General features: G+C 38.9%; 18 protein-coding genes. 4 read left to right on the plus strand and 14 right to left on the minus strand.

Going from position 1 to position 16,414, the window contains the following annotated elements:
- Positions 1–44 precede the first annotated feature (44 nt).
- On the plus strand, positions 45–539 hold the full coding sequence (locus ABVF21_RS01415) for a L,D-transpeptidase family protein (protein WP_371017331.1): 495 nt from the start codon (positions 45–47) through the stop codon (positions 537–539).
- A 70-nt stretch (positions 540–609) separates the two neighbouring features.
- Here ABVF21_RS01415 and ABVF21_RS01420 read toward each other — a convergent pair whose 3' ends face one another.
- The 7 genes from ABVF21_RS01420 to ABVF21_RS01450 form a co-directional block, all read right to left on the minus strand.
- On the minus strand, positions 610–1,392 hold the full coding sequence (locus ABVF21_RS01420) for a serine hydrolase (RefSeq protein ID WP_371017332.1): 783 nt from the start codon (positions 1,390–1,392) through the stop codon (positions 610–612).
- The gene (locus ABVF21_RS01425; RefSeq protein WP_303531546.1) at positions 1,392–2,300 is read right to left on the minus strand and encodes an NlpC/P60 family protein; all 909 of its coding nucleotides are present in this window, start codon (positions 2,298–2,300) and stop codon (positions 1,392–1,394) included. The genes ABVF21_RS01420 and ABVF21_RS01425 overlap by 1 nt, the downstream gene beginning before the upstream one ends.
- Entirely contained in the window at positions 2,287–3,387 is a 1,101-nt protein-coding gene (locus ABVF21_RS01430; protein WP_371017333.1) for a dipeptide epimerase, read from the minus strand. Before ABVF21_RS01430 ends, ABVF21_RS01425 begins: the two co-directional genes overlap by 14 nt.
- A 195-nt stretch (positions 3,388–3,582) precedes the next feature.
- Positions 3,583–5,214 (minus strand): peptide ABC transporter substrate-binding protein, encoded by a 1,632-nt coding sequence (locus tag ABVF21_RS01435; protein WP_371017334.1) that lies wholly within the window; start codon positions 5,212–5,214, stop codon positions 3,583–3,585.
- A 51-nt stretch (positions 5,215–5,265) separates the two neighbouring features.
- Positions 5,266–6,210: an ABC transporter permease gene (locus ABVF21_RS01440; protein WP_371017335.1), complete on the minus strand. Its 945-nt coding sequence runs from the start codon at positions 6,208–6,210 to the stop codon at positions 5,266–5,268.
- Position 6,211: 1 nt separating this feature from the next.
- Complete coding sequence (locus tag ABVF21_RS01445; RefSeq protein ID WP_303531541.1) at positions 6,212–7,141, minus strand: ABC transporter permease; 930 nt, start codon at positions 7,139–7,141, stop codon at positions 6,212–6,214.
- A gap of 15 nt (positions 7,142–7,156) precedes the next feature.
- On the minus strand, positions 7,157–7,978 hold the full coding sequence (locus ABVF21_RS01450; RefSeq protein ID WP_371017336.1) for a M55 family metallopeptidase: 822 nt from the start codon (positions 7,976–7,978) through the stop codon (positions 7,157–7,159).
- A gap of 511 nt (positions 7,979–8,489) precedes the next feature.
- Here ABVF21_RS01450 and arr point away from each other — a divergent pair.
- Positions 8,490–8,906, plus strand: a complete 417-nt coding sequence (gene arr / locus ABVF21_RS01455) for an NAD(+)--rifampin ADP-ribosyltransferase (RefSeq protein ID WP_303531540.1) — start codon at positions 8,490–8,492, stop codon at positions 8,904–8,906.
- A 159-nt stretch (positions 8,907–9,065) separates the two neighbouring features.
- Here arr and ABVF21_RS01460 read toward each other — a convergent pair whose 3' ends face one another.
- The 4 genes from ABVF21_RS01460 to ABVF21_RS01475 form a co-directional block, all read right to left on the minus strand.
- Positions 9,066–9,383, minus strand: a complete 318-nt coding sequence (locus ABVF21_RS01460) for a hypothetical protein (protein WP_371017337.1) — start codon at positions 9,381–9,383, stop codon at positions 9,066–9,068.
- A gap of 169 nt (positions 9,384–9,552) precedes the next feature.
- Entirely contained in the window at positions 9,553–9,762 is a 210-nt protein-coding gene (locus ABVF21_RS01465) for a hypothetical protein (protein WP_303531538.1), read from the minus strand.
- A 433-nt stretch (positions 9,763–10,195) separates the two neighbouring features.
- The gene (locus ABVF21_RS01470) at positions 10,196–12,082 is read right to left on the minus strand and encodes an ABC-F family ATP-binding cassette domain-containing protein (protein ID WP_371017338.1); all 1,887 of its coding nucleotides are present in this window, start codon (positions 12,080–12,082) and stop codon (positions 10,196–10,198) included.
- Positions 12,083–12,419: 337 nt separating this feature from the next.
- Positions 12,420–12,851: a DUF2203 domain-containing protein gene (locus ABVF21_RS01475; RefSeq protein ID WP_371017339.1), complete on the minus strand. Its 432-nt coding sequence runs from the start codon at positions 12,849–12,851 to the stop codon at positions 12,420–12,422.
- 166 nt (positions 12,852–13,017) lie between these two features.
- On the opposite strand from ABVF21_RS01475, the gene ABVF21_RS01480 reads away from it, so the two are divergent.
- Entirely contained in the window at positions 13,018–13,338 is a 321-nt protein-coding gene (locus tag ABVF21_RS01480) for a 2Fe-2S iron-sulfur cluster-binding protein (RefSeq protein ID WP_194221583.1), read from the plus strand.
- Positions 13,339–13,374: 36 nt separating this feature from the next.
- Here ABVF21_RS01480 and ABVF21_RS01485 read toward each other — a convergent pair whose 3' ends face one another.
- The gene (locus tag ABVF21_RS01485; RefSeq protein ID WP_371017340.1) at positions 13,375–14,040 is read right to left on the minus strand and encodes a GntR family transcriptional regulator; all 666 of its coding nucleotides are present in this window, start codon (positions 14,038–14,040) and stop codon (positions 13,375–13,377) included.
- Between the two features lie 155 nt (positions 14,041–14,195).
- On the opposite strand from ABVF21_RS01485, the gene ABVF21_RS01490 reads away from it, so the two are divergent.
- The gene (locus ABVF21_RS01490; protein WP_194221581.1) at positions 14,196–15,029 is read left to right on the plus strand and encodes a YitT family protein; all 834 of its coding nucleotides are present in this window, start codon (positions 14,196–14,198) and stop codon (positions 15,027–15,029) included.
- Positions 15,030–15,068: 39 nt separating this feature from the next.
- On the opposite strand, the gene folA is transcribed toward ABVF21_RS01490, so the two are convergent.
- Both folA and ABVF21_RS01500 read right to left on the minus strand, forming a co-directional pair.
- Positions 15,069–15,551, minus strand: coding sequence for a type 3 dihydrofolate reductase (gene folA, locus ABVF21_RS01495; protein ID WP_371017341.1), 483 nt, complete (start codon positions 15,549–15,551; stop codon positions 15,069–15,071).
- A complete protein-coding gene (locus tag ABVF21_RS01500; RefSeq protein WP_194221579.1) occupies positions 15,548–16,342 on the minus strand; it encodes a thymidylate synthase in 795 nt (264 codons plus the stop codon). The genes folA and ABVF21_RS01500 overlap by 4 nt, the downstream gene beginning before the upstream one ends.
- Between the last annotated feature and the right edge of the window lie 72 nt (positions 16,343–16,414).

The following is a 16,414-nucleotide window of genomic DNA, read 5'->3' on the forward strand; positions in this document are numbered from 1 at the left end:
TAGTTTACATTCCTTTCATTTAATAGTGCTTAGGGGGGCTACTTTTGCAGCATATTGTAAAACCAGGTGAAACATTATCTTCTATTAGTGGGGATTACCGTGTTCCAGTCACTGAGATCATAAGAGCAAATTCCATACAAAATCCTAACCTTATCTATCCAGGCCAGCTTATCCAAATTCCTGGATACCCTGACCCAGCAACACTTCCATATACCATTTATGTATCTCTTACACAACGAACGCTTACACTTCAAAAGAATGGATCTACTGTAAAGGTATACCCTGTTGGTGTGGGACGTATGCTCCACGATACGCCAACTGGAAATTTTATCATCATCAACAAAGCTCCAAACCCCGGCGGACCATTCGGTACGATGTGGATGAGCATTTCTAAAATACATTATGGTATACACGGGACAAACGACCCTTCCTCTATTGGGAAATATGTATCGAGAGGATGTATACGAATGTATAACCGAGATGTCGAAGAACTTGCAAATACTGTTCCAATCGGAACGGCCGTTTTGATTGCTCCTTAATTTAAATTTTTGCAAAACAAAAACGCCGTCCAAAACGGCGTTTCTGTTTATTTCAATTATGGATTCAGCCTTATTTATAAAAGTCATAAAGTAACCGACCTGCATTCGCAATAGCATCTCTTCCGTACCGGTTTTCAAGCAATCCAGCTGTTAAAAAAGCATAGATAACCGGACCTCTTGGTGTAAATAATATACCTGCGTCATGCTCCACTCCTGCAAGTTCACCAGTTTTATGAGCAAGCATATTTTTCTTTATAGTAGAAATCTTACTTGTAAACTTATCCTTAAATTGCTGCTGAAGCAACACCTCTATCGCCCATTTCATAGATGATTTCGATAAAAGGTGTTGTTCAACTAGTTGCTTTAATAGGAAATAAGTATCTTTTCCGCTCATCATATTGTCTTTTCCAGCTTTGACGGCTTCTTTGTCCATCATTTTCCTCATTAGCTTTGAATGAAAGGCCCCCGCTCCTTTCATAGTATGATTAATATTCGCTATACCGACTAAATCAATTAACTGATTTGTAGCTGTATTATCAGAAGAGATAATCATCAGATGAATCAGATCAGTCAGCCTCCATTCAAGCTCTTTACCTAGATGGTAGATCACACCAGCGCCTTCAACTCGATTGTCATCTTCAATCTCTACTACTTGATCTAATGTGAGCGCACCTCTATCCACTTGTCTTAAAGCTTCCAGCATTATAGCAATTTTAATAATACTAGCTGATGATACAGGTTGATCTTCATGATGAGTTAATTCTCCATCAGGCGTTGATACATACACAGATTGGTTTCCTTCAAGACCCTGGAAACATGCTATAATTTTCTCCTTTACTTGTTCAAACTGCATTAATTCGTCTCCCAATAGCGGCAAACGCCACAAAGTTCTTCCTCATAGAGCGTACCTTTAAGTGGGGTAATTTCTATAAAGCGTCCAGTGCTAGGAGAATGAATCATTTTTCCTTCACCGTAATAAATGCCTACATGATGCACAGAGCCCTTTCCGTGCTCATAAGCAAAAAAGAGAAGATCACCTCTTTGCCAGTCACCTTCATCTACTAGCGTTCCACCCTTTAACTGATCATGAGCATCTCGCGGAATCGAACAGCCAATAGCTCTAGCCATATTGTAACTAAATCCAGAGCAGTCATATCCATAAGATGACATACCTCCCCATAAATAGAGGAGACCAATAAATTGTTCAGCTTCTTGAACAAGATCTAAGCCTGTTCCAAATGGGCCATTTGTTGGGCGAAGCGTAACGTCTTCTTTGTTCAAAATCATCTCTCCATGTGGAGTCCAGACAAGGTAAGTTCGTTCACGCTCTTCTAAAACAGGGAGGATCGTTTGATAACTTAATCGCATTTCACTTTTTCCATTATGAATTGTAAATTGAACACCATGCTTATTTGTAGCTACAACTTCATTATATACTCCTGGTACGTTCTCAGAAAGTTGGATCGTCGGAATCCATCCAGGATAGCCTCTTTCATCTTTTGAAGAGGGTTGTGAAGGGACGAGTACATAAGACCAATTTCCTCGCTGATCTAAAACTAAGACCTCTTCCCCGTACAAAACTTGGGATTGAACGTGGTTATTATCGCACAGTTCCAATCTATTCGAATAAGACAATGGTTCCAACCATTCTGTTAATTTCACTGGATTGGTTAGAGCATTATGATCAATTGTCCTTGCCTTCTCCGGAGTTGTCCATAACGTTGCTACGGCTACCGCAATTGTTTTTTTAGTCCATTCCAACTGTAATCCCACCCTTTTCTACATTGTGAATTCCTAAACCATCATCTTCAGTAAACGTCATCATATTTTTAGTATATTGAACCCCGCCATTCACAAGATCGTAATCAAGCATCAGTGGCGCATCGAAATCAAACCTCGTTATATTTCGTTGGCTAGCGGCAAGGTGTGCGGCGGCAGTTATACCGACTCGTGATTCTATCATACTTCCTACCATACACTCCATTCCAGCACTCTCCGCTAACGCGTTAATCTTTAATGCCTGATGGATACCGCCAGACTTCATTAATTTTATATTAATCAGGTCACTTGCTCGTGTGATAATCACTTTTAGGGCGTCTTCAGGTGAAAACACGCTTTCATCTGCCATAATTGGGGTGTAGACAGCATCAGTCACTTTTCTTAGACCTTCAATATCTTTCGCATGAACGGGCTGTTCAACTAATTCGATGTTAAGACCTTCATCTTCCATTTTTCGAATGGCATAAATCGCTTCCTTAGCTGTCCACCCTTGATTGGCATCAAGACGAATAACGGCATCGTTTTGAACGCGCTTTCTAATTTCTTTGATTCGACTTAAGTCGTTTTGAATGGTGTCTTTACCTACCTTTACTTTCAAAATTGAAAACCCATCTTTTATGTATTGAAAAGCGTCATTAGCCATCTCTACCGGTTCATTTACACTAACGGTGTAGTCTGTTTCCAAGGCACTCCGATACCCTCCAAGAAATTGATAGAGTGGGAGTTGACTTCGCTTAGCCACTAGATCATAAATAGCCATATCAACTGCTGCCTTTGCGCTAGTATTTCCAATCATCGATTTCTGTAGGGTGTACATGACGGATTCATATTCCGTTAAATCCATTCCAAGCAATTTCGGCTTTACGACATGTTGAATGGCCGAATCAATACTAGCAAGACTTTCACCAGTAATGACGACTGTTGGAGGTGCTTCTCCATAACCGACGTATTCCCCAGCTGTTATTTTAACAATGATCGCTTCGGCATTTGTCACTGTACGAAGCGCCGTTTTAAAAGGTTTCTTTAACGGAACGGATACAGAAAACGTTTCAATATTAGTAATCTTCATAGATATCTCCTTTAAAATATTCATAGTTTCATCAAATGTAATGCCTAGCTGTTACGAGATAGATAGTCTGAAGTGTGTGGCGCATAGCTCAAGCTAATTCTATCAATGATGCGTGTAAAACTATAGCCCTTTTGCCAACATCGTTTAACGACAGAAAAAAAGAGCCTGGTTTTCGTATCACCAGGCTCAACTGTATTACTGCATATCTGCCCATTTCAATTCCATATAGCCAACAGGATGACGTACAATTCCCGTCACATCTTCGTTCTGAAGATAAACCTGATTGTAGAAATGAATCGGGAAGATTGGCATCTCTTCGAACAAGAGTGCTTCAGCATCATGCATGTATTCAAATCGTTTAGCTTCATCTGTTTCTTCTTTCGCCTGTGCAATTAAGGAATCGTATTCTTCATTACTCCAGCCAGTACGATTCATAGAGTGCCCAGACTGGAAACTTTCAAGGAAGTTGATTGGATCAGCATAATCTGCAAGGAACGAACTTCTTGAGAACTGTAAGTTTAATTGCTTTTGTTCATCAGAGAATACGTTCCATTCCTGGTTTGCAAGGTCCACATCAACACCAAGAACTTCTTTATACATTTGTTGAAGAGTTTCAGCAATCTTTTTGTGATCATCACTCGTGTTATACGTTAATGTTACGGCAGGAAGCTCATCATAACCTTCCTCTTCCATACCTTTTTCGAGTAGCTCTTTCGCTTGATCAGCATCAGTGGTTACAAGATCACCGCCAACCTCTCTGAAGTCGCCGCCTGCTGCATCTTCAAATCCATAAGCCACAAAGCCATTTGCTGGCTTCTCTTCATTTTTAGTAACAAATTCGACGATTTTCTGCTGATCAACGGCCATCGCAAATGCTTTTCTAATATTTTCATTTTGGAACGGCTCCATTTCAAGATTAAAGCGATAGAAGTAAGTTCCTGACTGATCTTCAACCTGAGCTTGTCCATCATTGAAAAGCTCTTCACTTAAGTCAGCCGGTACATCAGAAGTATGAAGTTCACCAGTTTTGTACATTTGATATTCTGTATTCGTGTCATCAACCATAGCCCAATCTACTTTATCGAGCTTTACATTTGCAGCATCCCAATAATTTTCATTTTTACTAAATTCGAATTTCGAATCATGTTCCCATTTCGTTAGTTTGAAAGGACCATTACTTACATACGTATCAGCTTCTGTATGCCATTCAGGATTTTCTTCTACTGTTGCTTTATGGACAGGAAAGAAAGCAGGGTTTGAAATAACGCTAGGGAAATAGGCTACTGGACTTTCAAGAGTTACCTCAAGTGTTGTTTCGTCCACAGCTTTTACCATCACATCGTCTTCTGATCCTTCTCCAGTGTTAAATGCCTCTGCGCCTTCAATAAAATAAGCAAGAAAAGCTGCTGGTGAAGCTGTATCAGGATTCGCTAGACGCTTCCAAGCATATTCAAAATCTTCCGCTGTAACAGGCTCCCCGTTAGACCACTTGGCATCTTCACGAAGGTGGAAAGTATACGTTTTGCCATCTTCTGATAGATCCCACTCTTTAGCAGCAGCAGGCTGTGGCTGATCTTCCTTATCGAGACGCGTCATACCTTCCATTAAATTGTTTAAAGCATTCCACGAAACGCTATCAAAACCAATTGGTGGATCAAACGATGTTGGTTCACTTCCATTGTTTAACTTCAGTACTTTCGCTCCATCCTCTTGCTTTGCATCATCATTTCCTGAATTTGATTCTGATGAACCATTTTCCGTAGTTGTACAACCAACGATGCTAATAAGTAGCACTAGAGAAAGCAGCATTGTAATGATCTTCTTCAAAAAAATTCCCCCTTAGTATTTATATCAGTGAAAACTCATCGAGATGAGGATTTACTTACGTAGTTTAGGATCAAGTGCATCTTGCAAACCGTCACCGAGAACATTAAAAGCAAACATCGTTAATGAAATAAAGAATGCCGGAAAGAACAGTCTCCACCAGTGCCCGGATAAAATTACCGATAATCCATCATTTGCCATTACTCCCCAACTCGCTACGGGTGCTTGTACACCTAGACCTAAGAAACTTAAGAAGGCTTCGGCAAAGATAGCTGTAGGAACGGTTAATGTCATTTGAACGATGATCGGCCCCATCGTATTAGGAAGGAGATTCTTTCGAATAACGCGACTTGCGCTTGCTCCAAACGTACGAGATGCGAGAACATGCTCTGCGTTCTTTAACTGTAGAACCTGTCCACGAACAATCCGCGCCATTCCGACCCACCCTGTAACAGTTAACGCAATAATAATCGTAAAGAGCCCAGGACCCATGACGACCATTAAAAGAATAACCATTAGGAGATATGGCAGACCGTACAAAATTTCAATGATTCTCATCATGAAATTATCCGTTTTTCCTCCTTTATATCCTGAAAACCCTCCATAAGCTACTCCAACAATAAAATCGATAATCGCTGCCATAAAACCAACAAACAATGAAATTCTTGCTCCATTCCACGTTCGTGTAAACATATCTCGACCAAGGTTATCTGTTCCAAACCAGTGCTCGGATGAAGGAGGCAAGTTCCCCTCGGTCAACACCTGATGATCATAAGAATATGGTGTTAGCAACGGACCAAATATGGCCATTAAGACAAGCAGTACTAACATGATAAGACCAGCCATGGACAACTTGTTCCCAGACAACCTCATCCATGCATCTTTCCAATAAGAAATACTTGGCTTCGCAATCATCTCAACATTATTAGAGGAATCTTGTAACGGAAGAAAGAGGTCCTCTGATAGCTCTTGTTTGGTTTCTTTTCGCTCCGGTATCATGCTATTCCCCCCTCTTATGCAGCTTAATTCTAGGATCTAGTATCCCGTAAGCAATATCTACAATAAAGAGCATCATAATGAGGAAGGCACTATAAAAGACTGTTGTTCCCATAATGACAGGATAATCACGATCATTTATACCGTTAATAAAATATTTACCCATGCCTGGAATGGCAAAGATTTTTTCGATAACAAAACTCCCAGTTAATACTCCTGCAACAAGTGTTCCAAGAATAGTAATAACCGGCAGCAATGCATTTCTCATAGCATGCTTTATAACGATTTGGAATGTTGTCATTCCTTTTGCCCGAGCAGTCATGATGTAATCTTGATTGAGAACTTCGATCATGCTTGATCTAGTAAGGCGCGCTATGATGGCCATTGGCCCTGTTGCAAGCGCAATAGAAGGTAGGATCATATGCATTGGCGAGGCCCAAGTAGCCACGGGGAAAACTTCCCAGTTCACAGCTAGCTGTTGAATAAGTAAAGTCGCCATAATAAAGTTCGGTACTGAAATGCCGATGACCGCAAAAGTCATCGCTATGTAATCAATTGCACCATTGTGACGAAGGGCAGCCATAATGCCTAGAATAATACCTGAAATAATCGCAATCACAAGCGACGTAATTCCAAGTTCCGCCGAGACTGGAAACCCTCTACCAATCATTTCATTAACCGACGTAGATGATTGTTTAATAGACGGTCCAAAATCAAGTGTTGCCAGTGATTTAATGTAAATGGCATATTGAATAAAAACTGGTTCATCCAAATGATAGTGCGCTTCAAGGTTTTGCTGCACCGCTTCACTGGTGTTTCTTTCCTGGTTAAATGGTGACCCTGGTACCGCATGCATTAAGAAGAACGTAATGGTTACGATAATCCACAATGTAATCACCATGGCGAAGAGACGATTGATAATATATTTCGCCACAGGCATCCCTACTTTCTAGCTAAATGTTGTTCTTGATGCTAATTCAGTCATCACAAGCATAGCTTGATAGACTTCAAGCATATTTTTCGCTTGATATCTAACTGTCGTTTCTTTTTCAATCTCAACACCAGGCATAAGGCTCGCCCACTCGGCATGTCCATGATTCGCAAATTCAATGCGAAATACAGGCTCGCGAGGAGGAACTAAAGGTTCGACATGGTGTCTATTAAGCATTGCCTTTTCTGTTTGCTGACGTAACACTTGCCCTGTTTTTTGTGGCGATAACAAAAGAGCGGAAGATCGAGAAATCGTTTCTTTTACAACAGCTGTTGTTATGTTTGGAATAAGCTCTTCGGCTTCTAGTGCAGCTCTGTCATCCCCTGCAACGAACAAAATCGGAACACCAAAGTATCCCGCAACGTATGCATTCATCCCTAGCTCTCCTACAACTTGATCATTTATGTAGAAATTTCTCACATTGTGGAACATGGAATGAGACATTACGCCCGGCATACCGGCGCGTGCATGATAACCGATCATCCCCATACCTTCATATGTACTGTCTAACCCCTGAACCATGGAAAAAGGCTTCACATCTCCTGAAATGAGCCTTGCTTCGGGATGAAGCTTCTCAATAAGTAAGTTGTTCATTTTTGAGTGACTATCATTCACCGTCACAGCTGAGCATCCACTTCCAAAGGCGGCTTCGATTACGTTATTGGCTTCCTGTGTCATCATTTCCTGACCACGTTTATAATTATGTTTATTCGAATCCACAAACGTGTCATCTACGAGGCCGGTTACGCCTTCCATATCTACCGATAAATAAAACTTCACAAATGTTCTCCTTTCTCTCCAGATTCGTAACTTTCTGAATAATTATACCACTATTTACTTCATTTCTCAAAATATTCTAAGGATATCGTGAAGTTTTATTTCATTCTGCAAATGCTCCTTCAAAGTTCGTAAAGTTTGCAAAATAGTTGATCCTGTAAACACATTTACTATATATAAAAGAACAACACTAGTATATTGATAACCGGTTACGTAAGATGTAGAAAACATGAAATCGCATAGCGTTTCAAAGGACAAAACATATATGAAATCATACATAAATAGAGCTTGGAGGCAATATGCCATTCCAAGCTCTATTTATGTATGATTTCATTAAAGCTCCAACAACCATTGACGGTGATTGCTAATTACAACGCAAATTATAGTTACTTGTCGTTCAACTACATTTCCCTACTTATATTATATCGCTAATTTCCAGTTAATTATAGACTATTATTTTTATGCTTGCTGCTCTATACTGTTTTATACAAATCAAAAAGAGAGGTGTATTAAAATGAATGACAAAAAAGATGTCTTAGATCATGGACCCTTCTTTCATGGTACGAAAGCAGAACTAAAAATTGGAGATCTATTAGTACCGCAACACTTATCTAATTACCAAAACAAAAAAGCGAACCATATTTATTTCACTGCTACATTAAATGCCGCTAAATGGGGGGCTGAATTAGCAATATCTACATCAAAAGAAAGAATATACATTGTAGAGCCGTTAGGTGAATTTGAAAATGATCCAAACGTAACTGACAAAAAGTTTCCTGGAAACCCTACACGTTCTTATAGATCGAAATCGCCCTTGAAAATAGTAGCTGAATTAAGTTCATGGGAAAGACATTCCGATGAAGAAATAAATCATATGCTTGCATCTATAAAAAGGTTATATGAACAAGGGAAATTTGTCATATATGATTAATCTTCAAAATCTCTCAAATCATAAATTGAAAGAAAAACTAGGTATCTCCATACTAGCGATGTCTGGTTTTGAATAAAAAGTTCTATCGTGGATCAACTATAACAATATCTTGCAGCTTCTCTTATTACAGATAAGATCCGAGTTTCTGGAATGCAGATATTATGAATAACTATCTTCCTTCTTGCTGTAAATTTCATAAGCAAAATATCCAAATAACATACCTATCCCAGGTCCCCAAGTAATTGCAGATAGAAAGGAAAAGTGGCTAAATATGCTAAGAAGTATAGCAACAGCCAAGCCAATCATCATTCCGAATGGTATTAAGCTATCTAATATATTTTGAGCACTTCTTGATTTTTTCTTACCAAGAGTTCCTTTCCTAGACTTATGTTTCATTCTTAGAATTACAAATACTCCAATCCCACCCACTATTGCAACTGGCAGAACAATACGCACAATTTCCAAAGATAAACCCATATTATAAACCCTCCTTTCTTGCGCTATTAAGTTGATTAATTTTCAACATAAATTATTCGGTTAAACTGTCTAAATTTCTATTACTAATTATTTCAAATAAATCTGCATAACTCAGTCTTTTCTTCAAAAAACAAAAGTTCACCTTATTAAAGATAAGTTAAAGAAGACTTTAAAGAATAGCAGCAAAGAGTCTTTGATATCCAAAAGGCAAAACTATCGCTACGAAAGTCCCTATAGAAATTGATATTGCCATAATAAGCCTATATTTTCGTTTTGATATCTCATTTCTATTTAAGGCTATATTTAAAGCCTTAATTATCGAATGAACAGTTATGTATATGATAACTGCCGAAAAGAAACTCATCACAAAAACTTCCATGATTCTCCTCCTTTCTAATTATCGATCAGAAGAAAATTACCAATAACTTCCTTGCTGTTTTTATCATATTACCCTGGACACATACGTTCACAAAAAAATGTTTCAATTTAAGCTGTTATCTCGAATTCAAGTCTTCAAGAATCACTGCCCTTAAATTGAATACCTTCTTTAATCCAACTTCAATATTAACATAAATAACCAGTTAATAACCCCTTCCAATTCACTTCCAAATCCACACTCGTAACAGGTATGCTCTTTTGCTTGCAGGTTTTTCAACCTGTGAATTGAAAAGTGAATTAGACATCGAGAACATAAAAAACGTTAGCAGACCAAAAAGCCACACCTGAAATTCAGGAGTGGCTTTAGGTTTGATTACATCATTTTTTGGTGTGTGAATCTCTCAAAACTCGTTATTACATAGCGGGGTTTTCAACTATTCCATTTTCTCTGAGAGCTCAGACCAACGTTCAATTTTTTCTTCTAATTCCAACGTTAGAGCTTGTTCTTCTTTATAAAGCTCATCTACTTTTGCAAAATCGCTTCCTGATTCTGCTATTTCAACTTTAACGTCTTCAATGCGCTGTTCAATTTTCTCAATAGTGTCCTGAATTGTTTCCCATTCTTTCTTTTCTTTGTAAGAGAGTTTCACTTGCTTTGGTTTCTCGATTGCATCTTCTGTTTTTGGAGTGGATTGCTTTTTCTCCATAGCTTCAAGCTCTTTTTCTTTTTTCAATACATCAAGATAATCGGAGTAGGAACCATAATAGTGGTCAATCTTTCCGTTACCATCGAAAACGAAAAGCTGTTCTGCCATCTTATCAAGGAAATAACGATCGTGGGAAACGGTAATAACAGCTCCAGGGAATTCGGCAAGATAATCTTCTAACACAGCAAGTGTCTGAACGTCTAAATCATTCGTAGGCTCATCTAGGAAAAGAACGTTAGGCTCTTCCATTAAGATACGTAGCAAATATAACCTTCTTTTCTCTCCACCAGATAATCGGGATATGTATGTCCATTGCATATCAGGTGAAAATAGAAATCGCTCAAGCATTTGAGAAGCTGAAACAGTTCCGCCCTTACGGAGGCGAACCTCCTCTCCACCTTCACGAATGTATTCAATTACTCTAAGCGATTCATCTAACCCCTCATTTTGTTGAGTGTAGAAACCTGGTTTAACCGTTACACCAATATCAACATGACCTGAATCAGGAGCGATACGACCAGCAAGCATATTAAGTAGCGTGGTTTTGCCAGAACCATTTGGTCCAATGATGCCAATTCGGTCTTGTGGGAGAACAAGATAGTTAAACTGGTCTGTTAACGTTCGACCATTGATCACTTTTGATATATCCGTAGCTTCAATTACTTTCTTACCTAGACGACTCGCCCCTAATGCCATATCGACATTTCCTTCTGTCGTTCGTCCTGGTTCCTCTTTCATTTTCTCGATTCTTTGCTTACGTGCTTTTTGTTTTGTAGTTCTAGCTTTCGCTCCCTTTTTTAACCACTCTAGCTCACTTTTTAGTAATTTATTGTGTTTATCTTCTTCTTTCGCCTCACGTTCTTCACGCATCGCCTTCTGTTCAAGAAATGTAGCGTAATTCCCTTCATATTCAAACAAACGTCCTTTATCCAGTTCAAAAATGCGGTTTGTTACACGATTAAGAAAATACCGGTCATGCGTAACAAGCAAAAGAGTTCCAGAATAATTGGCCAAGTATTGTTCTAACCATTCAACAGTTGCATTATCGATATGGTTAGTGGGCTCATCGAGAATCAATAAGTCTGCTGGATTTATAAATGCTTTCGCTAGCGCAACACGTTTTTGTTGACCACCTGATAATTCATTCACCATTGCGTCAAACTGAGTAAGCCCAAGCTTTGTTAAAATCGTTTTAGCTTGGGTACTAAAATCCCACGCTTGAAGACGATCCATTTCTTCCTGTGCCTGAATGAGCTTCTCTTGTGTCGCTTCTTTCTCAGGAAAGTTCATTACGTTCTGTAGCGCTTCTTCATATTTTCTTACCGTATTAAATAACGGCACATCACTATCAAATACTGTCTCCAGGATAGTTTTTTCCTCAACAAAAACCGGGTCCTGAGGCAAGTACTCTACATGGAACTGATTCGCATGGTGCAGTGCACCACTATCCATCGACTCGATGCCCGCAAGAATTTTAAGCAAAGAGGATTTCCCCGTGCCATTTACTCCAATTAAACCGATTCTCTGCTTTTCTTCGAGTGAAAAAGATATCCCATCAAATAGTGTTTTCTCTCCATATGATTTGGTGATTAATTCAGCCTGCAATAAGCTCATGATACTCATCCTTTTCTCTCTTTAGTCTGCTTCCTATTTTAACTGTTTTAGAGAAAGAAGGGAACTAATCTACTAATAAGATAAAGAAAAGAAGCTCCGCTAAGAGCTCCTTTTAATTAAGCATTCTTTTTTTGTTGCTTATTTTTCTTATGCTTTTTATTGTTATTTTGTTCAGCTGCTAGCTCGCTTGCAAATTCGGTATCATGCTTATGTGTTTGTTTTGGGTTTTTCATGAACTCACCTCCCTACTCTTTAAGGTGAGCTATTCTTAAAATTATATACTAGTACGGTAATTGAAATTTATTTTATTTTTTTTTAAAAAAAGAGCTGATCTACATCAGCCCTTTTCTTCCTCTTTCATAATGTTCTCAATCGGTTCTCGTTTATTAAACCCACCTAGATCTGAATGATAAAAGGACACTTCCTCTTCTCCGTCTTTCCAGCACAGTAACACTTCTTTTCCATTGATTATTGCAGGAAAATCAATTAATCCTTCATCTACATTCTTGATTTCTACTCCAAGAGTCATGATATTGTTAATGAACGTTTGTGCTTCTAACTCCATAAATTCCATCCGCGCCTCTTTTTTAAAAAGGATATCTTCGTCAACTTTTGTTTTATGACGATAAAGAAGCGTTTTTTTATGCTGTTCAATCTGATCGTAATGTTCGATAAATTGAATTTTCAGGCGCTTAAGTCCGGCAAGCTCTCTCCTTAACACTGGCAACAAACGATTCGCTTCTTCTAAAGTAAAATACTTTTTTTCCATGTTTCTCCTCCTGGTTCGTCTTTACTACTTCTTCTTTACCCTTACCCACATTCTTTAACCATTATTCGACGAATTTTTACAATCGGAACAATGCTCTTCAAAGAGACTTGAAATTCGGATATGATAGAGGATGTAAGGGGAACCATTTCATAAAGGAGGAATTTCTTTGGCTAAAGTTACTGTACCAGATCACGGAACGTTTGAAGTGGAAGAAGGAACTAAGTTAGCACTTGCTCTTGAAGATAACGGGGTACATGTTCTTCACCGCTGCGGTGGGAACGCAAAATGCACAACCTGCCGTGTTGAAGTAATGGATGGAGAATTTGGAGAACTAACTGAAATTGAAGAGGAAGCGTTTAAGAAAAAAGGTGTGGAAGAAAAACTCCGCCTCTCCTGTCAGGTTCGTGTTAACGGCAACTGCGAAGTGAAGCCTGCGATGACTGTTGAAAGCTCTGGCCTTGATGCTGGACCTAGACCTGCTGAATAAGCAAAAGCAAAGACGAGCTTACCTAGCTCGTCTTTATTAAAATAGTGTTGTCAGCGACTGATAATTTAGCTTATCTTCCTGAAGCTTTGCTAAACTATTCTCAAGATGGTTTGTAATAACGTTATGAAGACTCTCCTCATCGTTCGCCTCTAGTAGTTGAATCACTTTATTATGTTCGACAATATCATTCTCATCATTACCTCTAAAAACATCATACAGCACCATATAAATGGTAATTTGATTTAAAATTTGCTCCATAAAATCAATCAAATAGCGATTTCCACTCGCTTTAGCCATCACAAGGTGAAACGCCTTATTTTGTTCATGATATAAAAGAATGTTCCCTTCTATAAACGCCTTCCCCATCTCCTCAGTCTGTTGCTTTAACCGCTCGATATCAGAAGCTTCCATTTTTGCGTACCCTTCACGAATCGCCATATCCTCTAATACTTTTCTCAATTCAAAAGCCTGAATCATTTCATCAATCGTCGGTTGAACGATAAAAGCTCCTTTATTCGGAACGACAGTCACAAGACCCTCTGCTTCCAGTTTCGTAATAGCACTTCGAACCGGCGTCCTACTAGCATTCACTTTAGCAGCAATAGCATTTTCAAACAGCTGATTTCCAGGAGCGATTTGTCTCGTTAATATCGCATTTTTTATTAGTTGATACACTTTTTGTTCAACTGTTTCTTTACGCATGTCTTAAGACCCGCCCATACTCTATTTTTCCATTATTTTAACATAAAAAAAAGGAAGTCACATTTCATTCGAACAATATTGTTGAACAATCTTGTCCAGTTTCAACCACTATGATATATTATCCTACGTATTGAGGAACAGAACGGAGTGATGACATGAACAATACTGGTAAAGAAATAACGTTAATTATTATCGGATCGTTATTCTTTGCGCTTGGTGTGAACTGGTTTGCGATTCCAAACGAATTAGGTGAAGGCGGCGTAACTGGCATATCAATGACGCTTTATTATATTCTTGATTGGTCACCAGGGATTACAAACTTTGTTATGAACGCTGTGCTTTTAGCCATTGGATATAAGGTACTGAATAAACGAGTAACCTGGTATACGATGCTTGCGATCTTCTTTAGCTCTTTATTTATACAATTAACTGAAGGAATGGGTCAGCCGCTTGATATTATGCTCGGAACCGTCTTTGCAGGTGTTTTCATCGGGATTGGTCTCGGTCTCGTTCTCCGCTCAGGTGGTACTACTGGTGGATCTACAATTGTTGCCCGTATGCTTAACCAAAGCTTTGGGTGGAGCGTAAGCACATCGATGTTTGTTTTTGATATTCTCGTTGTACTCGGGTCTTCCGTCGTCATCGGAATCGAAAATACGATGTATACCGGAATTTCCATCTATATTAGCACAAAAATATTGGACTATTTAATTGACGGATTTGATACGCGTAAAGCCGTAACGATTATTTCTCAAAGTACTGTTGCCATTGCAGAAAAAGTAAGTGAAGAAATGGACCGAGGCGTAACGGTTATTAATGCTCGCGGGCATTATTCCAATGAATCAAAAGACATCTTATACGTTGTCATTAATAAACAGGAGCTTTTCCTTCTAAAGAAAATGATTCAAAAAGTCGATGACAAAGCTTTTGTCGTTGTGCATGACGTGAGAGATGTTTTTGGAGAAGGATTTACTTTTCCTAAAACATAAAAGCAAAAATCCCCTGGTGAAGAACACCAGGGGATTTTTTTAGTTGCGATCGTAAACGACAAAATCGAAAGCGTGTTTGTTTCTCTCATCAGCTGAATGTTTTTCGCGCGAAGTTTCTTTCCAATCATCTTGAGAGAAATCGGGAAAATAAGTATCTCCATCAAACGATTCATGAATCTCAGTAATGTACAGGCGATCAGCATGCGGAAGCAGCTGACGATAGATTTCAGCGCCACCTATAACGAACCAATCTTTTTCCTCACGCTTTGAAAGTTCCAGAAACTCCTCAACAGAATGCAGTACAGTAACCTTTTCATATTCCAGGTTTTTTCTAGTAATTAGATAATTTTCACGGCCGGGTAACGCTTTTCCAATTGATTCGAATGTTTTTCTTCCCATAACGATCGATTTTCCAGTCGTCATGCGTTTAAAATAAGCGAGATCAGCTGGCAAATGCCAAGGCAGATCATTGTCTTTCCCAATTAACTGCTTTTCATCCATTGCTAGAAGAAATGATATCATACCGACACCTCTCCTTTAATATGTGGATGAGGATTGTAATCCGTTAACTCAAAATCATCAAATGAGAAATCAAAAATTGATTTCACGTCTGGATTAATTTTCATTTTTGGAAGGTCTCTAGGTTCACGAGTGAGCTGAAGGTTGACCTGCTCAATATGATTGTTATAAATATGTGCATCACCTAGCGTATGAATAAATTCACCTGGCTCTAAATCACACACCTGCGCCATCATCATTGTGAGAAGCGCGTAGGAAGCGATATTGAAAGGCACCCCAAGGAACACGTCAGCAGAACGTTGATAAAGCTGACAAGAAAGCTTCCCATCAGCAACGTAAAACTGGAAAAGACAGTGACATGGAGGTAAAGCCATGTCATCAACTTCTGATGGGTTCCATGCTGTTACAATCATTCTTCTTGAATTCGGATTTGTTTTAATTTGCTCAACTACTTTTGCAATTTGATCAACGGTTGATCCGTCCGCGCCCGTCCACGAGCGCCATTGATGACCATAAACTGGACCAAGCTCACCATCTTCATCAGCCCATTCATTCCAGATGCGCACACCATTATCCTGAAGATACTTTACATTGGTATCTCCATTTAAAAACCAAAGAAGCTCATGAATAATTGATCTTAAGTGAAGTTTTTTGGTAGTTAAAGCTGGAAAACCCTCTTGTAAATCAAACCTCATTTGATGTCCAAAAACACTGACCGTCCCCGTTCCTGTTCGATCAGATTTCTTTGTTCCGTTATGTAAAATTTCTTCGCATAGCTGCAAATAAGTCTTCATTGTACTCCTCCTTCAATTCTCTAATAATCATTGTAACATGAAGAAAGATGAGAAGTAACTTGCGAATTGTAT

It is taken from the genome of Pseudalkalibacillus sp. JSM 102089 (assembly GCF_041366475.1).
In the GTDB taxonomy this organism is placed as follows: domain Bacteria; phylum Bacillota; class Bacilli; order Bacillales; family Guptibacillaceae; genus Guptibacillus; species Guptibacillus hwajinpoensis_B.

Excerpts from the sequence above, each read along its gene's own strand:
- ABVF21_RS01420 (WP_371017332.1), bottom strand. The coding sequence starts at position 1,392 with ATGCAGTTTGAACAAGTAAAGGAGAAAATTATAGCATGTTTCCAGGGT.
- ABVF21_RS01430 (WP_371017333.1), bottom strand. The coding sequence starts at position 3,387 with ATGAAGATTACTAATATTGAAACGTTTTCTGTATCCGTTCCGTTAAAG.
- ABVF21_RS01440 (WP_371017335.1), bottom strand. The coding sequence starts at position 6,210 with ATGATACCGGAGCGAAAAGAAACCAAACAAGAGCTATCAGAGGACCTC.
- arr (WP_303531540.1), top strand. The coding sequence starts at position 8,490 with ATGAATGACAAAAAAGATGTCTTAGATCATGGACCCTTCTTTCATGGT.
- ABVF21_RS01460 (WP_371017337.1), bottom strand. The coding sequence starts at position 9,383 with ATGGGTTTATCTTTGGAAATTGTGCGTATTGTTCTGCCAGTTGCAATA.
- ABVF21_RS01465 (WP_303531538.1), bottom strand. The coding sequence starts at position 9,762 with ATGGAAGTTTTTGTGATGAGTTTCTTTTCGGCAGTTATCATATACATA.
- ABVF21_RS01470 (WP_371017338.1), bottom strand. The coding sequence starts at position 12,082 with ATGAGCTTATTGCAGGCTGAATTAATCACCAAATCATATGGAGAGAAA.
- ABVF21_RS01475 (WP_371017339.1), bottom strand. The coding sequence starts at position 12,851 with ATGGAAAAAAAGTATTTTACTTTAGAAGAAGCGAATCGTTTGTTGCCA.
- ABVF21_RS01485 (WP_371017340.1), bottom strand. The coding sequence starts at position 14,040 with ATGCGTAAAGAAACAGTTGAACAAAAAGTGTATCAACTAATAAAAAAT.
- ABVF21_RS01490 (WP_194221581.1), top strand. The coding sequence starts at position 14,196 with ATGAACAATACTGGTAAAGAAATAACGTTAATTATTATCGGATCGTTA.
- folA (WP_371017341.1), bottom strand. The coding sequence starts at position 15,551 with ATGATATCATTTCTTCTAGCAATGGATGAAAAGCAGTTAATTGGGAAA.
- ABVF21_RS01500 (WP_194221579.1), bottom strand. The coding sequence starts at position 16,342 with ATGAAGACTTATTTGCAGCTATGCGAAGAAATTTTACATAACGGAACA.